This is a genomic window from Aliidiomarina quisquiliarum (assembly GCF_023922585.1).
Lineage (GTDB): Bacteria > Pseudomonadota > Gammaproteobacteria > Enterobacterales > Alteromonadaceae > Aliidiomarina > Aliidiomarina quisquiliarum.
Genome location: NZ_JAMFTN010000020.1, coordinates 187,724 through 206,647 on the forward strand (window position 1 = coordinate 187,724; position 18,924 = coordinate 206,647).

Consider the following 18,924-nt stretch of genomic DNA (forward strand, 5'->3'; position numbering starts at 1 on the left):
ATAGCGCAAAGGAGCAGCTAGCAAACAAAGCTTAGGTATAAATCGCCTTATACCAAAGGTTACTTAAAAACTCGGCTAGTTCAGTTTCCGACGAATGGCTTTTTTTCACTATTGTGTCGAGTGGCGAGTCTACTTCACTAAGTAAGCGGCGGGTGAATTCGTCGGTCATTGAGCTTAGGGCAAATACCAGCATTTGTGCTTCTGCTTCGGTTATAGCGGCTCGCTTAGCAATATTCTTAGCTACTTTTAAAATATAATCTGAGTTTAGGTTGTCGTAGAACTTAGCAAATTCTGGAATAACAAAGCTAACTTGCAGTATGCAGCGCATAAGGCCTGCGTTTAACCCAGCAATTTGAAGCCAAGCTAAGTTGCTGTTGTAAAGGGCAGTTTTATTGTCGCTACCTTGCTCAGTGTTTGAAAGCAGGGCGTCAAAAATTTGTATGGAAAACCCTTCTAAAGTGACTTGGGTAATGTCAACTTTATTCTTGAAGTACAAATAAAAAGCAGCATTCGAAACTTGAGCGACTTCACAAATGTCTGATACCCGTAATTCTTGATAACCAATTTGATTCAGTAACTGTGCACAGGCCCAAATAAGCGACTGCTTAGTGCGTTCGCCTTTTTTACGGGCCGGCGATTCTGTTTGTTCGTTCAATACCACTTGAGGGTAGTCGGTATCCAGCAAAGGATGTGCTTTCTTAGGCATTTATCTAAAACTCACGTCAGCTTCATTGGAAGTAACGATAGTACGGTATATGCCGGTTAAAATCGAGCTATGGTGCGGTATACAGCTTACTATTATTACTGCGAATTGCCCTTTTGGTACAAGCGCTGAAAGGCGTACAGCGCAAACATAGACAAAAACATAAGCAATATAGGTAATAGCGTGGCGGTTAATAAAATAGCCTTGGTGGCACTTTCACTTTGTTGCTGAGTACCGGCAATAAAGCCACCATACTGCAGCGAAACGCCAACCAAAAATGGCGCAATAGCTAATCCTAACTGTTCTGTTGCTGTCCAAATTCCTGTAAATACCCCTTCTGAGCCGAAACCATGTTGTTCGCCATGTTGGTGAATGGTGTCGGTTAGTAGCGCATAGGGAATCATTTGTATGGCTGCAAAACCTAGCCCAAAGCCAATGCCTAAGCCAATAAAGTGCCAATAGGCAATGTTCAAGCCATATATAAGCATGGCTATAGCCACGAACATGTACACCAGCGCACCAATGGCAAAGGCAGTAACGCGTGAAGTAGCTAAGGATATTTTTTGCCACAGAGGCATAGCCACCATGGCGGTAACAAAGGTGGCAGTAAGGAAGCTACCGGCTGAAGCAGGCGAAAGGCCATTGGCAAACACTGCTAAATACGTAGCCGAAGCGAGCAGTATGCCCACGGCAGTAATTTGCAACACATGGGTAATAACTAAGTAGCGGAAGAGGGGGGTCATAACGCGCTTAATTTGTGCAAAGAAGCTTACTTTACTAACGTCGAATTTAGGCTGTAGCAAACTAAACGACTTAATTGACAATATGCTGCAAAGCATAAAGGCGACACATATTATGCCCAATACAATGGCAGTTTGCTGGTAGGCTGCGGCGTCTTGGAAGCCAGCGTCTTGGCTAAAAAAGCTAATTAAAAACGGCGGTAAACCCGAACCTAAAATAATGCCTAACATAACCCCAGAAGTGCGATACGACATAATTTTCAAGCGCTCGTCGGGGTCGCTCGAAAGCTCTGAAGGTATGGTTATGTAGGGTACAGCAAACAATGTGTAGGCGGTGGCCGAAAATAAATAGGCCGCCATTACAAACCAAAATGAAAAGGTGGGAGTAGCGGCTTCGGGGGCGCTAAACATTAACACTAAACCCAAGGGCATAAGTAAGGTGCCGGCCAGCATAAAAGGCAAACGGCGACCATATTTAGAGTTTGAAGCGTCGCTCCAGCGGCCAATAATAGGGTCGGTAAGCATGTCCCACAGCTTGGGTATAAGCAAAGCAAAGCCGGCTAGGCCGGCTTCAACACCTTTTAACTGAGTAAGATAAAACAGCAATAACACCGTGGGCGTGGTGGAAAATAACCCAGTACCCACCGAGCCAAGGGAAAAGCCAATAATACGTATATTCGATAACTGCTGTTTGCTCACAATAAGGTCCTATTTAGCCAGGGTTTGCTTGGCGTGTTCTGCGGCTAGGGTTGCTAGGGCTTTGCGATCAATTTTACCGTTCGGTAACTGCGGAAAGCTGGGCAAGAAGTCGATATGCTTTGGTACTTTATAATTCGCTAACGACTCTTTGCAGTATTCTTTGAGCTCGTGGGCGGTACATGCGCGGTCGGCTTTGGTAACAACAAAAGCATGGCCTACTTCATGGTAAAGCGGATCGGCCACGGCCACCACCACCGCGTCGACAACATGAGGGTGCGCGCTAAGAATGTTTTCAATTTCACGCGGGTACACATTGTAGCCGCCTGATTTGAATCGCTCTTTGGTGCGGCCCACAAGCATAATGGTACCGTCGGGATTTTCTTGGCCTAAGTCGCCGGTTTTTAAATAACCGTCAGCGGTAAAGGCCTCGTTGGTTGCTGCTTCGTCGCGCCAATAGTAGGAAAAACAGTAGTCGCTAAGAATTTGTATTTCGCCTTTTTGGCCCGTAGCAACAGCTTGGTTGTGCTCGTCGGCCAAACGAAATTTAACACTAGCAATGGGTTTACCTACCGTGGTGGCAAGTATATGGTCGCTGGTATTCATAGCCCAGGTTACCGAGCCAACAGTTTCAGACATGCCATACGCATTCACCACTTTCGGGCAAATAGCTCGTAGTTGGCGCACTAAATTAATTGAAGCGGGCGCGCCACTAAACAAAATACACTGCAACGACGACAAGTCTGCGGTGGCAAAGTCTTCGTGTTCAAGGGCTATTTGGAACATGGTGGGAATTTGACCCCACAAGGTAATGCGGTGTTCTTTAATTAATTGAAACCCTTCGCTTACATCAAACCGAGACTGCATAACAACACAGCCGCCGTTAGCTATCATGCTGGTGGTTATGTCGCCCACCGAGCCGATATGGTTAATAGGCAGGTTATTTAAAATAGAAGGCGACTGCAGCTGCAGCAAGCCGGCTTGCAATATGCTGGCCTTGGTTAGTGCGTACTGGCTAATAACCGCACCCTTGGGGTTACCGGTAGTGCCCGAAGTATAAATAAGCGCCGTAGGCGTTTCGGGTTCGATAGTGTTTAAACTAGGTAGTTGAACTAGGCTTAAATTTGCCAACATATCGACCGAGCTTAGCTCGAAGTCACTGTTGTCGTAAGGGGCTAACAGCAGTTGAGCACTGCCGTTAACGTTCATTGACGAGCTGGTCCAAATATTATTGTGGTTATTGAAGTAGTTATGCACCTGCTCATTGGCCTGGCTAATACTCGACGATTCTAACCAAATACTTTTTGGAGTGGCATTGGTTAGAATGTAGTCGAGTTCGGCGGCGCTGTATTTTGTGTTCAAACCTAACCAAATAGCACCAATACGCGCGCAGGCAAACAGATGCACAACAAACAAAATACTTGGCTGAGCATACAGGGCAACCACGTCGCCTTTGGTTATGCCTTGGCCGAGTAATTCTTTGGCGCATAAGTCTATTTGAGCGGCCAAGTCGGTATAAGTAAGTACTTGGTCTTCAAATACTATCGCCCGAGCATTGGGTGTTTGTTGTTGCCAGTATAAAACCAACTCACAGAGTTTTTTATGCTGGTTAAGGTTAGGTAATGAAACGTTCATGTTAGGCCTCTAGCTTTAACCGTGCACCAGCACCAGCTTGAATAAACAAGCCTTTCCAAATGGCTACTAAAGCTGGCTTTTCAGAGCCTTCTATTTCAACCACACAGTCGAAGGTACGTAACCATTCGCCAGGCTGAATTTCTTCTTGGGCAGCCAGCGTTAGCCGGCAGCGAATATTTGTATTCACCGGAACCGGAGCAAGAAACCTAACCTTATCAAAGCCATAGTTAAGCGCCATGCCTTCAGGCTCGTCTTCAGAAATTTGTGCCCAGCCTAATATGTCGTGGGTGAAATGCGACAGCATAGACAAGGTTAAGAAACCATAGGCAATGGTGGTTTTAAAGGGGCTGTTTTCTTTCGCCCACTCAACGTTCATGTGGTAGGGGTCTTCGTCGCGGGTCACTCTACCAAAGGTGTCAATATCGTCTTGTGAAAAACTAATCCATTTAGACACACCAATTTCTTTGCCTACATCACTTGCAGTGATTTCCATAACTACATCCTTAAAGCTAAATTAATTAGAAGAAAGGGCGTGAAGCCCTTCCCTTTCTTCATGGTACCGAGTGTTGTTTATTAATAATGTTGTTCTAGAACTTATAGTTAACCTTCAAGCCAAATAAACGAGGAGCGCCATATATTTCATAGGCACCGCCAAGGTCGTCGGCACGGGCATTAGTTCTGTAACGGGTGTTGGTTAAGTTTTTCACGAAAAAGCTAAACTGCCAGTCGCTACTGACTTGGTTAATACCTACTTGGAAGTTCACAATGCCATAAGCGCCTTCAGTGAAAATGGTTTGCTCGGCAATGTTGCCAATATATGTAAAGTTTTGTGAACTACGCCAGTCGTACATTAGCTGGGCAAATCCGCCGTAACCGTTTTGAAATTCAAAGTCGTGGCGTACCAGCAAGTTGGCACTGAAGTCGGGCTTGTAGCTTAGTTCTTTGCCTTTTAGTGAAAACTCTTCACCTGTTAGCGGAGAAAGCTGGGTAGCCAATGAGTCGGTTATTTTACCTTCTGAATGACCAAGCATGGCTTGTACTAACCAGTTGTCGCTAAGTAAGTAGGTTAGTTCAGCGTCGAAACCGTATACTTCGGCGTCACCAATGTTTTGGAAGCGGTCAAGGGTTACACCGCCTACTGCAGGTACTCGGGCGCTGCCTTGTAGGTTGCTGTAGTCGTAGTAGAACACCGCTGCGTTAAAGCGCAGGCGCTGGTCCATTAGGTCTGACTTAAAGCCTGCTTCGTAACCATTAATGGTTTCCGACTCATACTTTTCAGCACCGTCGTTACTTAATACTAAGCCGCCAGGAAAGCCGCCCGACTTAAAGCCGCGAGAAAACGACACATAGGTGAGTAAATCTTTATTGGCTTGGTAGTTCAGGGTTATTTTACCCGACACGTCTTCAAAGGTGGCGTCGGGCTGGGTGGCGTCTACCAGTAAAAACTTGTAGTTAGGGTCGGTATTGCCCGGTGGGTTAAGCAGGTGCGTTTGGCCAGCAAAGGTTTTGTCTTCGCTAGTAAAACGTAGCTCGGTAATTAAGTCGAGTTTGTCGCTTAAGGCATAGTCTACCCGCCCGAACACTGCGTACGCGTCTACTTTTTGCTTATATATTTGGTGCACTTCGGTGTGACCAAAGCCCAGCGGAATAATGCCTTGGTTACCGATAATGGTGCTGTCTTCGTCAAGCTCTTCTTTGGCAATGTTTATGCCCCCAAAAAAGCGCCAGTTTTCGGTGTTATAGGCGGCGCGAAATTCCTGGCTAAAGGCAGAAATGTCGGTTTCATAATAAATGTCTTGGTATGAGCCGCCTACTGCGTCCCAGTCGTTCGGGCGCACATGCTCAAACGACTCAAGGTGCGTGATAGAAGAAAGCACCACGCCATTTAGCAGTTTGTAGTCCATTGACAAGGTCAGCCCTTGCCACTGATTATCTAGTTTGTTCATGGTTGAGCTGGCGCTGTCGTATACACTACGTAGGCCCATTTCTTCCGGTGTTTGGCCAGTAATAGTGGCACATTGGCTGTCGTCGCGATAACCCGCTAGTAAGGGTGCGCACACTTGGTTGGTTAATGCGCCGTCGGCTAGGCCAGGCACCATGGTGTCGCTGCCGGCCCAAATACCAATGGGGCGTAATAAGGTAAAGTCCGACTTATCAACACCAGCAAACAGCTTTAAGGTGGCGTTGAATTGGTCACTTGGCTCGTAGTAAAACTGCACTCGGGTGGCCCATTCGTCTTCTGCACCATGGCCTTGGCTAGTAAAACCACCTGCACCGTCGCTTTGAACACTGCGCATATAGGTGTTGTCGCTTTGCACGCGGCGCACGGAAGCACGTACTGCCAGGGTGTCGGTTAGTACGTGGTTGTATGCACCTTCAAGTTCAACTTTGCCGTATTCACCAAGACCAAGGTCGAAGTAACCTTCGTTGCCATACAGGGTTGGCTTGGCGCTAATAACTTGAATAGCACCCGCGTTAGCGTTCCGGCCATATAAACCACCTTGTGGGCCTTTTAGTACTTCTACGCGCTCGAGATCAAAAAACGACGACGCCATCATAGCTACCGAAGGCTTATAAATTTCGTCGTGGTAAAAAGCTGCTGCCGGGCTGTTGTTTACGCGGAAGTCGGCAAGGCCAACACCACGCACGAATACTACTGGTACCCCACCACCGGTGGCGTCGAGTAATTGTACGTTAGGAATTAACGAGGTAATGCCGTCAATGTCGTTAATACCGGCTTCTAGTAAATCGTTCGCAGAAAAGCTATTTACTACCATGCCGGTTTCTTGCACGGTACTTACGGTTTTTTCTGCGGTAACCACAATACGCTCTAGCTTTCTAGGCGCATCGGCCTCAGTGTTTTCGGTGTTTGTTTCAGCGAAAGCAGCCGCTGGGCTAAGTAGTGCGTAAAGTATAGAGGCACTGAGCAAGGACAGCTTTAGTGAGCTACTCGCAGGATTAAATTTGGTTGTATTGGCCATGTGAGTTCCTTTTAAAAATATTTTACGTCATTCGAAGCGTTAATAAGGGTTCGGCAACGTTGCGCAGTTAGGTTGTTATGCGCCAAGCCAAAAACTGATACTGGCGTTAGTTTTATGTATAAAGCGGAAAAACTCAAGCGAAACCTGTTGGTTTTTTCTACAGGTGTTAATTATTTGGTGGTTAAAATAAGGCTGGATCGTTGCTGTGCGTGCTTCTTAGGCGGGGCTAAAGCGTAAAACAAAAGTGGTCTGATGAGAGGGCTAGGCTTTAGTTAGCCGGTGTTTAACGTTTTACGCAAACAAAAATAGCGTTACCCGCCTTGCCACCCCAGGGTTCAATTCGGCTGTAGTCGTGTTCTAAAATATACACTTCAAACCAAGGTAGTAGTAATTGTTGCAGTTGCTCAAAGCTTACTGCCACCATGGCGTGTTGATCATGCCAGCGGGCGAAAGCGCGTTGAAGGCGTGCTGAAAACATTGCTGCAGTTGCTGTATATCAGGGTTGTAATGCACTGAATATAAAAAGCAGGTAATTAAAGACACCGGTTGTTCTAGGCTAAAAGCATTCATGTTTTGCAAATGAAACTCAGCCTCTGGGCAGCGTGCCTGGGCAATTGCCAACATTGGTGCGTTTATGTCTAACCCGCTACTTTGGTAACCAGCATCAATAAAGTGGAGAATATGTGGGCCTGTACCGCAGGCCAGATCAAGGTGGGCTTTGTTACCGTTGCCAAATAAGTTATGCAAACGCATTACGGCTTGGCTTTGTTGCTGATAGTCAATATCGCAACACATTAAGTCGTAATATTGAGACAAATTAGTATATAAAATAGTTTGCGTCGACATGGTTTCTGCTACCCGTAAAATTAAGGTGCCGCATCATATAGTAAAGCGTTCACTTTTCGAAGCCATTGAGCTTGGCTACAGACCAATAAAAAAGCAGCCTGAGGGTAAATTCCCCAAGGCTGCTTTAAGTGCAAAGGAATGAACAACTATTTAGAAGCGGTAACTTAGCTCTGCATAGTAGTAACCACCGTTAAAACCAAAGGGTGCGTTGGTATTCGGGTACATAAAAATACCGTTAAATTGGTTTGCAGGGTCTTGTTTATCGGGGTAGGTGTCAAACAAGTTCTGCGCCCCAACGCGTACCGCAATGGCCTCTGTTGCTTGGTAACGCATCGACAAGTCGGCTATCCATTTGCCACTGAAGGTCGTTTGCACGCCAGCATTATTTTCTAGCATGTATTCACCGAAATAACTAAAGGCTAAATGGGTTTGTAGCTTGCTGTAGTCGTGAGTTAACGACAGCGTACCACTATTACGTGGTACTGAGCGTGTCATGCGGGTGCGCTCAACGTTATCGAACAGCTTATGTTCTAAGCCACCTAAAATTGGCGGTAAGTTCACCGCGTCTACTTTAGTTTCGTTATAACCGTACGCTGCTTGCGCGCGTAAACGGCCAAACTCGCCCAAGTCGTACTGTTTAGCTAACACAATATCTAACCCGCGAGTTGTGCTGTCCACAGCGTTAATAAAGAAACGAGCATTATCGGCACCAGCAATGGCTAAGGCGTCAGCAACAGCTGGCGAGTCGCCGGGCACTAGCGAGCTAGAAAGGATAATTCGGTCGTCGATTTTGATTTGGTAGGCATCAACCGAAAGCGACAAGCCACTGTCATTGGTCCAAACCATACCAACGCTGAAACTTTGCGACTCTTCAGGCTGTAAGGCACCTACTTCCAGTTCGCGGGCCACATTACTTAAGTTGTTAAAGGTACCCGACTGTTCTGGTACTAGCCCATTGCCTCTGTCTACGAACAAGGTAGAAATGTTGGTGAAATATAGCTGTTGCACACCAGGTGCACGGAAGCCAGTGTTGGCAGTTGCACGTATGGCTAGCTCGTCGGTGAGCGCATAGCGACCCGACAGTTTCCAACTGGTGTTACTACCAAAGTCGGAATAGTCTTCGAAGCGCAAGGCCGCGGCCCACTGGAATTTTTCTGTAAGTTGGTTTTCTAACTCAACATACACCCCAGTGTTATTGCGCGACTCATTAACAGCAGAGTCGGGGCGGAATCCGGTAAAGCCTTGGCTGCCCGCTGCGCGGTTGTCATAGCCGCCATTCTCGTAGGAAGCAGGCTCACCAGCTTTTACTTGATAGCCGTTGTCGCGGTAGCTCACTCCAAAGGCCACCGACAAGTCGGAGTAATTGTAGAACTTGAACAACCGAGCAAGTTCAAAGCTGACATTCATTTCGTCATGTACCAGGGTTCCCGCGTCGAAACTAGTTTGTGACGAGGGACCCATAGAAGCGTTTAACGAGTTTTCTAAGCGATAATTAAACTCACTTTCGCCATACACTATTGAAGCATCAGCAAACCAACTACCTACGTCGAAGCGATAACCGGCAGCAATTGAAGTGTCGTTCGTGTCTGGCGCTAGTAATGGTAAATAACCGTCGGGATAAATTTCAACAATGTTACGCGCGTCAAGTGCGCGACGGAAAAACGCCCCCGACTTTGTGGTGCGCTCACTGAAGCCACCAAAAGCGTAAAGTTCGCCGCTGCCAACTTGATAGTTAGCGTTAAAGAACAGGCCTATGTTTTCAAATTCCGCGTCGCCCACGTGGTGGCTTTTACGATCGAAGGTTGCTTCACGCGGATCAGGCTGCCCATTTACCAAAGGATATTGGGGGCGAGGGTCTAAGCCTGCTCGGTTGGTACGGCCTTTGTCGTGGTATTCACCAGAAAATACAATGGCGCCACGGTCGTTAAGGTTTACCCCAAAACTACCGTAAAGTTTCACTTGTTCGCCATCGCCCTCGTAGGTTTGGCCTACGCTCAGGTTAATGTCGCCGCCTTCTGGGTTGTCTTTTAAAACAATGTTAATTACCCCAGCGATAGCGTCGGAACCATATTGAGCCGATGCGCCGTCGCGAAGTACTTCAATGCGTTTAATGGCAGAAATTGGAATGGCGTTTAAGTCGGCGTTAGAACTTCCACGGCCTGTGGTACCGTTTAAATGCACTAACGAGCTACTATGGCGGCGCTTACCATTCACTAAAACTAGTGTGTGGTCGGGCGACAGGCCACGTAATGAGGCTGGGCGAACTGCATCTGAACCGTCGGTAATAGACGACGTAGGGAAGTTAAAGCTTGGCACTGCGTACTGTAAAGCTTTGGCAGTTTCAGTAAAACCCGCTGCTTGCAGGTCTTCAGCGGAAATAATATCAACCGGGGCAGAACCCTCGGTTGCTGTGCGCACGCTTAAACGAGAGCCAATTACTTGGATGCGTTCTGGCGCCTTGGCTTGCGCTGTATTTTCATTGTCTTGGGCATAAACAGCAGCAGGAGCTAAAACAACAGCAGCTACCGCGATACTAATCATCGTTTTTTTCATAATAATTCCCCTAACTCGCATATTTAATCTAACGTGCACTTTCACTTAAGTCCTATCAAGCTAAGCCAATCTTGTGGGGTGGTCAAGTAAACTCAAACACCTTCTTATAACAAAAACATATATTATATGTGTTGTTCGTAATGGGTATAAGAAGGTTTTTGTTAGCTAGGCTGCACTTTAGTTAGTTACTTTACCTTTGGTAGGTCAGACCAACGGGTGGTGTAAGCAGGAGATAAATATTCTTGTTTCATGTTCCAGGCATGTTTTAAATGTTCGCCAGTTAAAAATAAGCGGCCAAGGCCGCGCTGGTTAATTTCGTCGAGCACCGCCATCAGTTGTTGGCTAGTTTCGCTAGTAGTAAAAAGTTCGCTGTCGGTGCTGGTGGGCTCAAAAAGAGAAAGTGGATAAGTGCCGTGATGGTAAAAATCAGACAGCATTACGCCGCCCTTATTATAGCTATAACCGTCGCGCCAAATACGGTTTAGTAAATGTGTCGCCAGCTTCACAAAATCACGTGTGTCACTGCTGGGCACAGTAAGCTCGCCGCTTACAGAGTTACTGTAGTTTTTTTTACCGCAGTTATAAGGGTTAGTGTGAATGAATAAAGTAAGGGTTTTTGCTTGTTGCTTTTCCAGCCTAAGCTTTTCAGTGGCGCGTGAAGTGTATTGCGCAATAGCTTCGTGCATTTGGTTGAAATCGGTTACGCCGCTACCAAAAGAACGGCTTGAAATAATTTGCTGCTTGGTAGGGGCTACTTCTTCCAACTCAATACAAGAGGTGCCATTTAGCTCTAACACGGTACGTTCTAATACCACGGAAAACTGTCGACGAATTTTGCTTGGCGAGCTATTAGCAAGGTCTAAAGCGGTGTGAATATTCATACTTTCGAGCCGTTTCGTAATACGCCGACCCACCCCCCAAATATCGTTCACTGGCGTTATGGCGAGCAGCTTTTGCTGGCGCTCACGGGCAGTAAGGTCAACCACGCCACCGGTAGCCGGGTACTTTTTTGCCGCATGGTTGGCCAATTTGGCTAATGTTTTGGTAGGTGCAATACCCACGCACACATGAATACCTACGCACTGTAGTACGCTTTGCTTTACCTGCTGACCAAAAGTCAGTAACGAGTTTATAGACTCAATACCGGTTAAGTCGAGAAAGGCTTCGTCAATGGAATACACCTCTACTCGCGGCGCTAAGTTTTCTAAAATTCGCATTACGCGGCTGCTTATGTCGGCATATAAAGCGTAGTTAGAAGAGAAGGTTTTTATCTTGTGCTGCTGTATTAAGTCTTTCACTTGGTAAAGCGGCACCGCCATTTTAATACCCAACTCTTTGGCTTCTTTTGAGCGAGCCACCACGCAGCCATCGTTGTTCGACAGCACCACCACAGGCACGTTAGCTAAATCAGGCCTAAACAGTTTCTCGCAACTGGCATAAAAATTATTGCAGTCGACGAGGGCGAATGTTTGTTGCTTCATAGCTTAGGCTTAGGGCGACTTGCGCCGCATAGTGCGTACCACACTGGTAACCACACCAAAAATATCGAGTTCGGAGTCTTCTTGAATAACAATGGGTTGGTAATTTTTATTGCGCGGCACTAGCCGAACCACTGGCTTAAGCTGCAGCTCTTTAACGGTGAGCTCGCCATGTAAACTAGCAATAACAATGTCACCATGTTCGGCTTGTATCGAGCGATCAACCACTAATACGTCGTTCGAGTAAATACCCGCGTCGTACATGGAATCGCCTTCTACGCGCACAAAAAAGGTAGCGGCAGGGTGCTTAATACAAAGCTCGTTCAAGTCGAGTGTTTGCTCAACATAGTCTTGCGCAGGCGAAGGAAAACCAGCCGACACCCGTTCAATAAACAAGGGTATGGCTAAGCTTTTAGTATTTATGTGGGTGGCATTATTACTTTTGCCAATAATAGAAACGTGCATAGAACAAACCTTGGTGCGCTAGCTGTATATGCATACAGTATCTACCAAGGTGGTTTATTTCACAAGTTTGAATGGCTGCAACAGGCTTTTATATCACTCATGAAATACGCTCTAGCGTAAACAAGGAAGCGAACCACCCTAAGTAGAGTGGTTCGCTGTATTAAAACTGTAGGCTAGAAAATTAAGCGAAAATGCGGAAACGCTCGGCGTTGTCCATGAATTCTTTTTCGCCGAACTCGCCCTGGTGTGAACCAAAAGGCATTTGGGCGCGTAGTTTCCAGCTGGCAGGAATGTTCCATTCAGCTGCAACTTTTTCATCTGGCAGCGGGTTGTAGTGCTGTAAGCTGGCGCCAATGTTAGCGGTGGCTAAGGCGGTCCATACGGCAAACTGGGCAATACCGGTTGAATGCTCAGACCAAACAGGGAAATTGTCGGCATACAGGGCAAAGTTCTCTTGTAAGCCTTTTACTACGTCTTGATCTTCATAGAATAAAACGGTTCCGGCACCGGCCGCAAAGCTGTTAATTTTAGCTTCTGTAGGGCCAAAGTTTTCAGCAGGCACAATTGCTTGTAGCTCGCCTTTTACAATGTCCCAGAATTTTTGATGTTGGTCGCCGTGTAAAATAACTACCCGCGAGCTTTGCGAGTTAAAAGCAGAAGGCGAATGGCGTACCGCTTCTTGAATTAATTCATTTACGTCTTGTTGTGGCAAAGGTAGGTCATTGCCTAAGGCATATTGGCTGCGACGTTTCTTGATTGTGTCTAAAAACTGTTTACTCATTAACTAAACTCCTAGGTGTTTAATGTAGATAACTTAAGTCATCTGTTATTGTTTGGGTGTGCTTGGGCCATGCGCAGTTTGCAACGAAACAAGCTTTTCGCATGACTTTGAGCGGAACATAACCCATTGTAATTGTTTAAGGCATTGCACAGAACCCCGAAAATGGAATAGCATCCTTTCCAATTCGGTGGGCTAAATTTGTTAAGGGACATACATGAGACGTTTACCCGACTTCGACGCATGGGCTATTTTTGCCACAGTGGCCCGTGAAGGCTCTTTCGCTAAAGCGGCAGAAGCGTTAGGTTTATCACAAGCAACGGTGTCTAAAGCCATTACTAGGTTAGAAAAACGTACCGAAACGATGTTGTTTCACCGCACCTCGCGGCGCATTACTCTAACCGAAAGTGGTTACATGGTGTTAGAAAATGCCAACGACCTACTCAACATGGGTGAAGTGGTAGAAGCGAATATTAGCGAGCAGTCGGAAGCTATGCGCGGATTAATTCGAGTTTCGTCGCCTATGTCGTTCGGCTTGAATTATTTGGCCCCACTGTTACCGAACTTTCTTGAACAGCATCCCGACATAGAACTAGATATTAAATTTGATGACCGGCAGGTTGACCTGGTAGCCGAAGGCTTCGACTTTTCCTTACGCATTGCCGACTTAGCTGATTCAAGTTTGTTGGCCCAGCGTGTATGCCCCATACGAATGCTGTTAGTGGGCGCCCCGCATTACTTTGCTAAACATGGCACCCCACAACACCCTAGTGATTTAGCGCAACACAAGGCGCTGCTTTACACTTACGATAACCGTGGTGCCCATTGGCGCTTTCACCATGCAGCCCATGGTGAACACAACCAAGCCTTACCCAGTAGCAGTTTGCGGGTGAATAATGGCGACGCTTTACTGCCAGTATTGAAAAAAGGCTTGGGCTTAGCAGTGCTGCCGGAATTTTTGGTGTGGCAAGAAATACAAGCCGGCGAGGTGGTTGAAGTACTGGCTGACTGGAAGCTAGCACCCATTGCTTTGTATGTTATTACTCCACCAGGGCGCTTGCGGCCAACGCGGGTAACGGCCTTTATTGACTATTTAACGAAGCATCTGCGCGTATCGCCGTGGAGTGATTCACTAAGCTAAAGCCACCTCAACGTGTTTAAAATGAAGAGTCTGGCTGGGTTAAAAACTCAGTTTCTTCAGCGGTAGACTTACGGCCTAATATGTTATTACGGTGCGGATAGCGGCCAAAGCGGTCGACAATAACCTTGTGACGAATTTCAAAACCGTAGGTTTTTTCGTCGGTGTAATGCTTAAATAACGGCTCGGCTTGTTGGTGAATAAGTTTCGACTCGCTATGCATATAAGGCATTAGTAAAAACTGCCGCTCGTCTATGCTTTCTAGCTTTTCTAATGCCCCAGCGGCAACGGCTTCTTGAGCCAAGGTCAGTGCCATTGGGTCTTGGGCAAAAGCAGCGGGCGTGTCGCGATAAATATTGCGAGAAAACTGATCTAACACAATAATTTCAGCTAAGCGGCCTTGAACAGTGTTGCGCCAAGTATAAAGTTCGGCGGCTGCGGCTTGTTTTAACAGCTGGCTAAAGCGTTCGGTTAATTCACGGTCGAAGTCGTCGTTTTTCTCAAAAAACCTTTGGCTGCCAGCTTCTTTAAAGCTGAAGTCTAAAATTTTCTTATACATAACAAACTCCTAATAAATTTAAATTTGCTTATGGCGTTAGCACTTGCTGTAACTGTGAAATTACTTGTTCAGCAGTAGTATAACCAACGGCTAAAGGCTTTATTTTACCTTCGTGCTCTAGCAGCAAGGTTGGGAATGAACGCACGCCCAATTGGCGACTACGGGCAAAATCTTGCTGAACCGCCTGATGGCCTGCCGGCGAATTAAACAGTGTGCGAAACTCGTCAAAGTTTAGTTCTAGGTCAGTACAAATACTGGCGTAAAAGTTTGCTGTTTTTGGGTCTTTACCAGCCACATAAAAATTATGCTGTATTGCAGCAAGAAATTTCAATACGATGGCAACGGGCAGCTGATGTTGAACTTGTAGCAGCTTAACAGTTGCTACAGCGCGGCAAGCAGGCTCGGTGTCATAGTTGAAATGCTTAGCTTCTAATAACACGAAGCCAAATGGTTGCCCCGTTTTTTGGGTTATGTGGCGCCATTCATTACGTAGGAAGTCTTTAAAGGCGTCGTTCCAAGGGTCACCGCCGCCTGGCCGCAGGCCGCCCATGGTTATTGAAAACCCAATACCCTTTGCTTGGCAAAAAGCTTCTACTGCGCTAATAGTGGGTGAAATACCCCAGCACCACGAGCACATAGGGTCACCAATATAGTGCACAGTCGAGCCGCTATTTATAGCAGGTGCAACAGTTTCGTTGGGGTTGTCTAGTTCGGGTAACTGACAAACACCGGTAACAGGGTCGCACTTAATCATGAATAGAAACTCCCACAGTTTGCTTAAGCAATAATTTAGTTTGGCGAAAAAACTTCGCTACGATTACGGCCTAGTGCCTTTGCTTGGTACAGGGCTTGGTCGGCTTGGTCTATTACTTCAGTGCTTGAAAAGTCGCTTTCAGAGCTTGTTGAAACGCCAATAGACACTTTAATGGACCCTATAGGTTCAATTTCCATTTCGGCAATATTGGTGCGAAGTCGCTCTGCAATAATTAGCGCTATATTACTTGGCGTATTTGGCAAAATAAGTAAAAACTCTTCGCCACCGGTTCTGGCCACAATATCTTTTTCTCTGGAAACCTTATGCATCATTTGTACCAGTGCGATAAGCGCATTGTCGCCGACAGCATGACCAAAAGTGTCGTTCACTTTTTTAAAATGATCAATGTCAACGGCTAAAACAGAGAAGGGTATTTTTTTCTCGTGCAATTCGCTCATTACCAGTTGCAGGCTGCGGCGGTTAAAGGCGCCGGTTAATGGGTCGGTAGCGGCGTCTTGTTGTAACTGGCTAATTTGAATGTTGAGTAAGCTTAAGCCCTTGATCATCGCTTTTTTAAGCTGGTCACTTTCAAAGTACCAAGAAGGAATATTGATTAACTCGTGGTAGGCGGTTGGTGAATCAAGCTTCTGTGCAGCATGAGCAAGCTTTCGCAATGGGCGAGAAATAAGAGTTGCTAACAACCAAATAAGCACGAAAGTTAGAAAAGCTAAGGGCAAAGTACGATATACCACCTGCTCCATTTGTTCATTAAGCGAAAGAAGAGTGGCACTTACTGGGCGCTGGGCAACAATACCCCAACCAGCTGTTTCAATGGTGGCATAGCCTGCCAGCATCTCAACACCTAAGCTATTAACTGACTGAATAGCACCAGTGCCACCATTAAGTACACTGTTGGTGGCTATATTGCCGTCGGTGAAGGCACCAACGCGATTAGGATCCGGGTGATAAATAAACTGCCTGTTTTGATCGAGAACATAATTATAAGAGCCGTCTTGGTGAAAGTGTTCACCAATTAAGTCATTCAGAATACTGCGCTGCTTTAAATAAATGTTGCCACCCACATAGCCCAGGTAATCACCCGCCTGATTAAATATGGGAGCAGAAATAAGAATGACAAAATTACCAACGGTAGACAGGTAAGGTTTGCTAATGAATGGGCTTTGGGCTTCTAACGACTCTAATGCGCCAGTAGACGATATTTTTTGACCAACAAGGTTTTGAGTGGAAGGCGCCGTAGCAAGCACAATACTGTCTTTGCTGGTTATCATAATCGAATTAAAGCTATTGGTTTGAGTGCGCAACCGTTCCGCTTCAGTCATTAATAGGCTGTGGTTATCAATATCGGCGGCAATAACACTGGCGGAATAAGCAAGCTGTTGGTGCGCAGCAATAATAAAGTTGTCTGTTGCTGCGGCTAGCTTTTGGGCATAGGCATGATTGGTGTCGAGAGTCTGCTTTATTAGTTGCTGCTTTTGTACTTCATAGGTGGCATAAAACCCATTAATTAAAGTAATAAATGCAACGAAAAATGCTAACAAAACAATTAATGTTTTTAAGTTAAATAGCCGAGAGCGAAAAGGAATGTGAGGCATAGTAAATCCATCTGTTATTTCAACTCACATTACAACAACGTACTTTTGTAATCTAACTTGATGGTGTAGTTTTAGTGGCGAGGTTGATAAGCATTAGAGTATTAGCTTCTTATAAAGTTGTCAAAACGAAACCAATACCACAGCTTGCGGCTAAGGTAATGCTTGGGCTGAAATCTAAATTGGAAGTCAACCCAAGTGGGCTTGTTTGTAACGCTGTTTACTTTATGGTCTGTCTTGTTCGCGGCGGGCTTTAAAGTCGGATTCAGCCAGCCATTTTGGCCAATCACCGTTGTTTGCTAGCTGCGTTGCAATATCAACAATCAGCTCAATGTCTTGCTTCACGCCACCTAGCGACCAACTAGGGAAGTACACGTCGGCTTCCTTATGGTACCTATGGGTAATATAGTCGGGGTCGGTGTCGCCTAAGCTCATAAATAACAAACTAGGCACACCTTGCTTGGCTAAGGAAAAGTGGTCTGAACGGAAAAACAAACCATTTTGTGGCCGTGGGTCCATTTTCACATGGCGCCCTTGAGCGCTAGCGGCGTTAGCTAGGTAGGTTTCCATTTCCGACAAGCCTTTGCCGTATTGCAATACATAGTCGGTACCATCGAGCATGTTCATGCCGTCGATATTTAATAGCGCCACCATTTGCTTGGTGGGAATAATGTCGCCATTAGCAAATTGCTCTGAACCAATTAAGCCGGTTTCTTCTGCGGTGAAGTTTATAAAAATAATAGAACGTTTAAAGGGATTTTGTTCGTGCATTTTCGCCATTATTCGAGCAATTTCTAAGGTGGCTGCTGTGCCCGAAGCGTTATCGACGGCACCATTAAATATTTTCAAGCCTTGCTCGGTTTCTTGGCTACCGAAATGGTCCCAGTGGGCACTTACTATAATGTACTCGTTTGGAGTTTCGCTGCCCGTTAGTTGAGCAATTACGTTATGTGACTGCGCCATCGACAACTCATTTTTCAAGGTTAGGTTAGCTTGGCTATTGAGCGCTACCGGGCTGAACTCGGGCTCGAGCGCCTGTTGTTTCAGTTGCTGATAGTCGAGGTTGGCTTGAGCAAAAATAGCTTCGGCTGCCGTAACATCAATCCAGCCCATAATAGGCAGTTGCGAAGCGTTTTTGTTTTCGTCCATTAAGGCGTACTTGCTGCCAGTGTTCGAGCTTTCTACCACGCTCCAGGGGTAAGCAGCAGGAGCAGTTTCATGCACAATAAACACCGCAGCAGCACCTTGGCGGGCAGCTTCTTCGTATTTGTAAGTCCAACGGCCATAATAGGTCATGGCGTTGCCAGTAAATAGGCTGTCGTCTTGGGTGGCAAAACCAGGGTCGTTCACCAGTACAATAACGGTTTTACCTTTTACATCGACGTTTTCAAAGTCATTCCACTGGTATTCTGGCGCATTAATGCCGTAACCAACGAATACCACGTCGGAATTTTGCAGTTCAATGACGGACTGAATGTGTTGAGTACGGGCAGTAAAGTCGCTACCGGCGTTAAAGCTGAGCTGACCAATGTTTAGTGTCATATTTTGGTCTGGGGTTATTTGTGCCATTTCAACAGCTTGTAAAAAACTGCCGTTAACTGCACCTTTCAAGCCCATTTTTTGGTATTGTTCCGACAGATAGTTAATGGTTAGGGTTTCACCTTCCGTAAGTGGGCCACGGCCAGCAAATTCGTCTGACGCTAGTATTTTAATGTCTTGATGCAGGTTGCTTAAATTTACCGCAAAAGAAGGGGTGCTTTCGTCTACTATTGAGGTTGGCTCGGAACAAGCAATAAGCCCCAAACTAAGAACTAGGCTGGTTATTTTTAATTTAGTGATCATTTGTTTTAAGCACTCAGGTTAGTAAACATGCGTTGACTATAAGGGATTGAACGAAGGCTTGTCCATGCTTGGCACAGGCCCAAAGCTGGTAAACTGCGGTTCTTGGCGTTAGGTAGCGTGAGATAGCGTTAGAACTAAGCCGAATT

14 protein-coding genes and 1 pseudogene are annotated in these 18,924 nt (G+C 46.1%); 1 reads left to right on the forward strand and 14 read right to left on the reverse strand.

Going from position 1 to position 18,924, the window contains the following annotated elements; all coding sequences use genetic code 11:
* Positions 1–31 precede the first annotated feature (31 nt).
* The 10 genes and pseudogenes from M1L23_RS07725 to M1L23_RS07770 form a co-directional block, all read right to left on the reverse strand.
* A complete protein-coding gene (locus M1L23_RS07725; protein WP_252626768.1) occupies positions 32–706 on the reverse strand; it encodes a TetR/AcrR family transcriptional regulator in 675 nt (224 codons plus the stop codon).
* 95 nt (positions 707–801) lie between these two features.
* Complete coding sequence (locus M1L23_RS07730; RefSeq protein WP_252626769.1) at positions 802–2,142, reverse strand: MFS transporter; 1,341 nt, start codon at positions 2,140–2,142, stop codon at positions 802–804.
* A gap of 9 nt (positions 2,143–2,151) precedes the next feature.
* On the reverse strand, positions 2,152–3,774 hold the full coding sequence (locus M1L23_RS07735) for a class I adenylate-forming enzyme family protein (protein ID WP_252626770.1): 1,623 nt from the start codon (positions 3,772–3,774) through the stop codon (positions 2,152–2,154).
* Position 3,775: 1 nt separating this feature from the next.
* On the reverse strand, positions 3,776–4,267 hold the full coding sequence (locus M1L23_RS07740; RefSeq protein WP_252626771.1) for a MaoC family dehydratase: 492 nt from the start codon (positions 4,265–4,267) through the stop codon (positions 3,776–3,778).
* 94 nt (positions 4,268–4,361) lie between these two features.
* Positions 4,362–6,755, reverse strand: a complete 2,394-nt coding sequence (locus M1L23_RS07745) for a TonB-dependent receptor (RefSeq protein ID WP_252626772.1) — start codon at positions 6,753–6,755, stop codon at positions 4,362–4,364.
* Positions 6,756–7,038: 283 nt separating this feature from the next.
* Positions 7,039–7,601, reverse strand: a pseudogene (locus M1L23_RS07750) (class I SAM-dependent DNA methyltransferase).
* 150 nt (positions 7,602–7,751) lie between these two features.
* Entirely contained in the window at positions 7,752–10,154 is a 2,403-nt protein-coding gene (locus M1L23_RS07755) for a TonB-dependent receptor plug domain-containing protein (RefSeq protein WP_252626773.1), read from the reverse strand.
* Positions 10,155–10,339: 185 nt separating this feature from the next.
* Complete coding sequence (gene umuC / locus M1L23_RS07760; RefSeq protein ID WP_252626774.1) at positions 10,340–11,635, reverse strand: translesion error-prone DNA polymerase V subunit UmuC; 1,296 nt, start codon at positions 11,633–11,635, stop codon at positions 10,340–10,342.
* Positions 11,636–11,644: 9 nt separating this feature from the next.
* Positions 11,645–12,097: a translesion error-prone DNA polymerase V autoproteolytic subunit gene (gene umuD / locus M1L23_RS07765; RefSeq protein WP_252626775.1), complete on the reverse strand. Its 453-nt coding sequence runs from the start codon at positions 12,095–12,097 to the stop codon at positions 11,645–11,647.
* A gap of 181 nt (positions 12,098–12,278) precedes the next feature.
* Positions 12,279–12,878 (reverse strand): nitroreductase family protein, encoded by a 600-nt coding sequence (locus M1L23_RS07770; protein ID WP_252626776.1) that lies wholly within the window; start codon positions 12,876–12,878, stop codon positions 12,279–12,281.
* A gap of 214 nt (positions 12,879–13,092) precedes the next feature.
* On the opposite strand from M1L23_RS07770, the gene M1L23_RS07775 reads away from it, so the two are divergent.
* Positions 13,093–14,016, forward strand: a complete 924-nt coding sequence (locus tag M1L23_RS07775; RefSeq protein ID WP_252626777.1) for a LysR family transcriptional regulator — start codon at positions 13,093–13,095, stop codon at positions 14,014–14,016.
* Positions 14,017–14,032: 16 nt separating this feature from the next.
* Here M1L23_RS07775 and M1L23_RS07780 read toward each other — a convergent pair whose 3' ends face one another.
* The 4 genes from M1L23_RS07780 to M1L23_RS07795 all read right to left on the reverse strand — a co-directional run bounded on the left by M1L23_RS07780 (position 14,033) and on the right by M1L23_RS07795 (position 18,778).
* The gene (locus M1L23_RS07780; protein ID WP_252626778.1) at positions 14,033–14,572 is read right to left on the reverse strand and encodes a DUF924 family protein; all 540 of its coding nucleotides are present in this window, start codon (positions 14,570–14,572) and stop codon (positions 14,033–14,035) included.
* A 28-nt stretch (positions 14,573–14,600) separates the two neighbouring features.
* Positions 14,601–15,326: a DsbA family protein gene (locus M1L23_RS07785; RefSeq protein ID WP_252626779.1), complete on the reverse strand. Its 726-nt coding sequence runs from the start codon at positions 15,324–15,326 to the stop codon at positions 14,601–14,603.
* Positions 15,327–15,361: 35 nt separating this feature from the next.
* On the reverse strand, positions 15,362–16,939 hold the full coding sequence (locus tag M1L23_RS07790) for a sensor domain-containing diguanylate cyclase (RefSeq protein ID WP_252626780.1): 1,578 nt from the start codon (positions 16,937–16,939) through the stop codon (positions 15,362–15,364).
* A gap of 222 nt (positions 16,940–17,161) precedes the next feature.
* Entirely contained in the window at positions 17,162–18,778 is a 1,617-nt protein-coding gene (locus M1L23_RS07795) for a M28 family metallopeptidase (protein ID WP_252626781.1), read from the reverse strand.
* Positions 18,779–18,924: the final 146 nt, after the last annotated feature.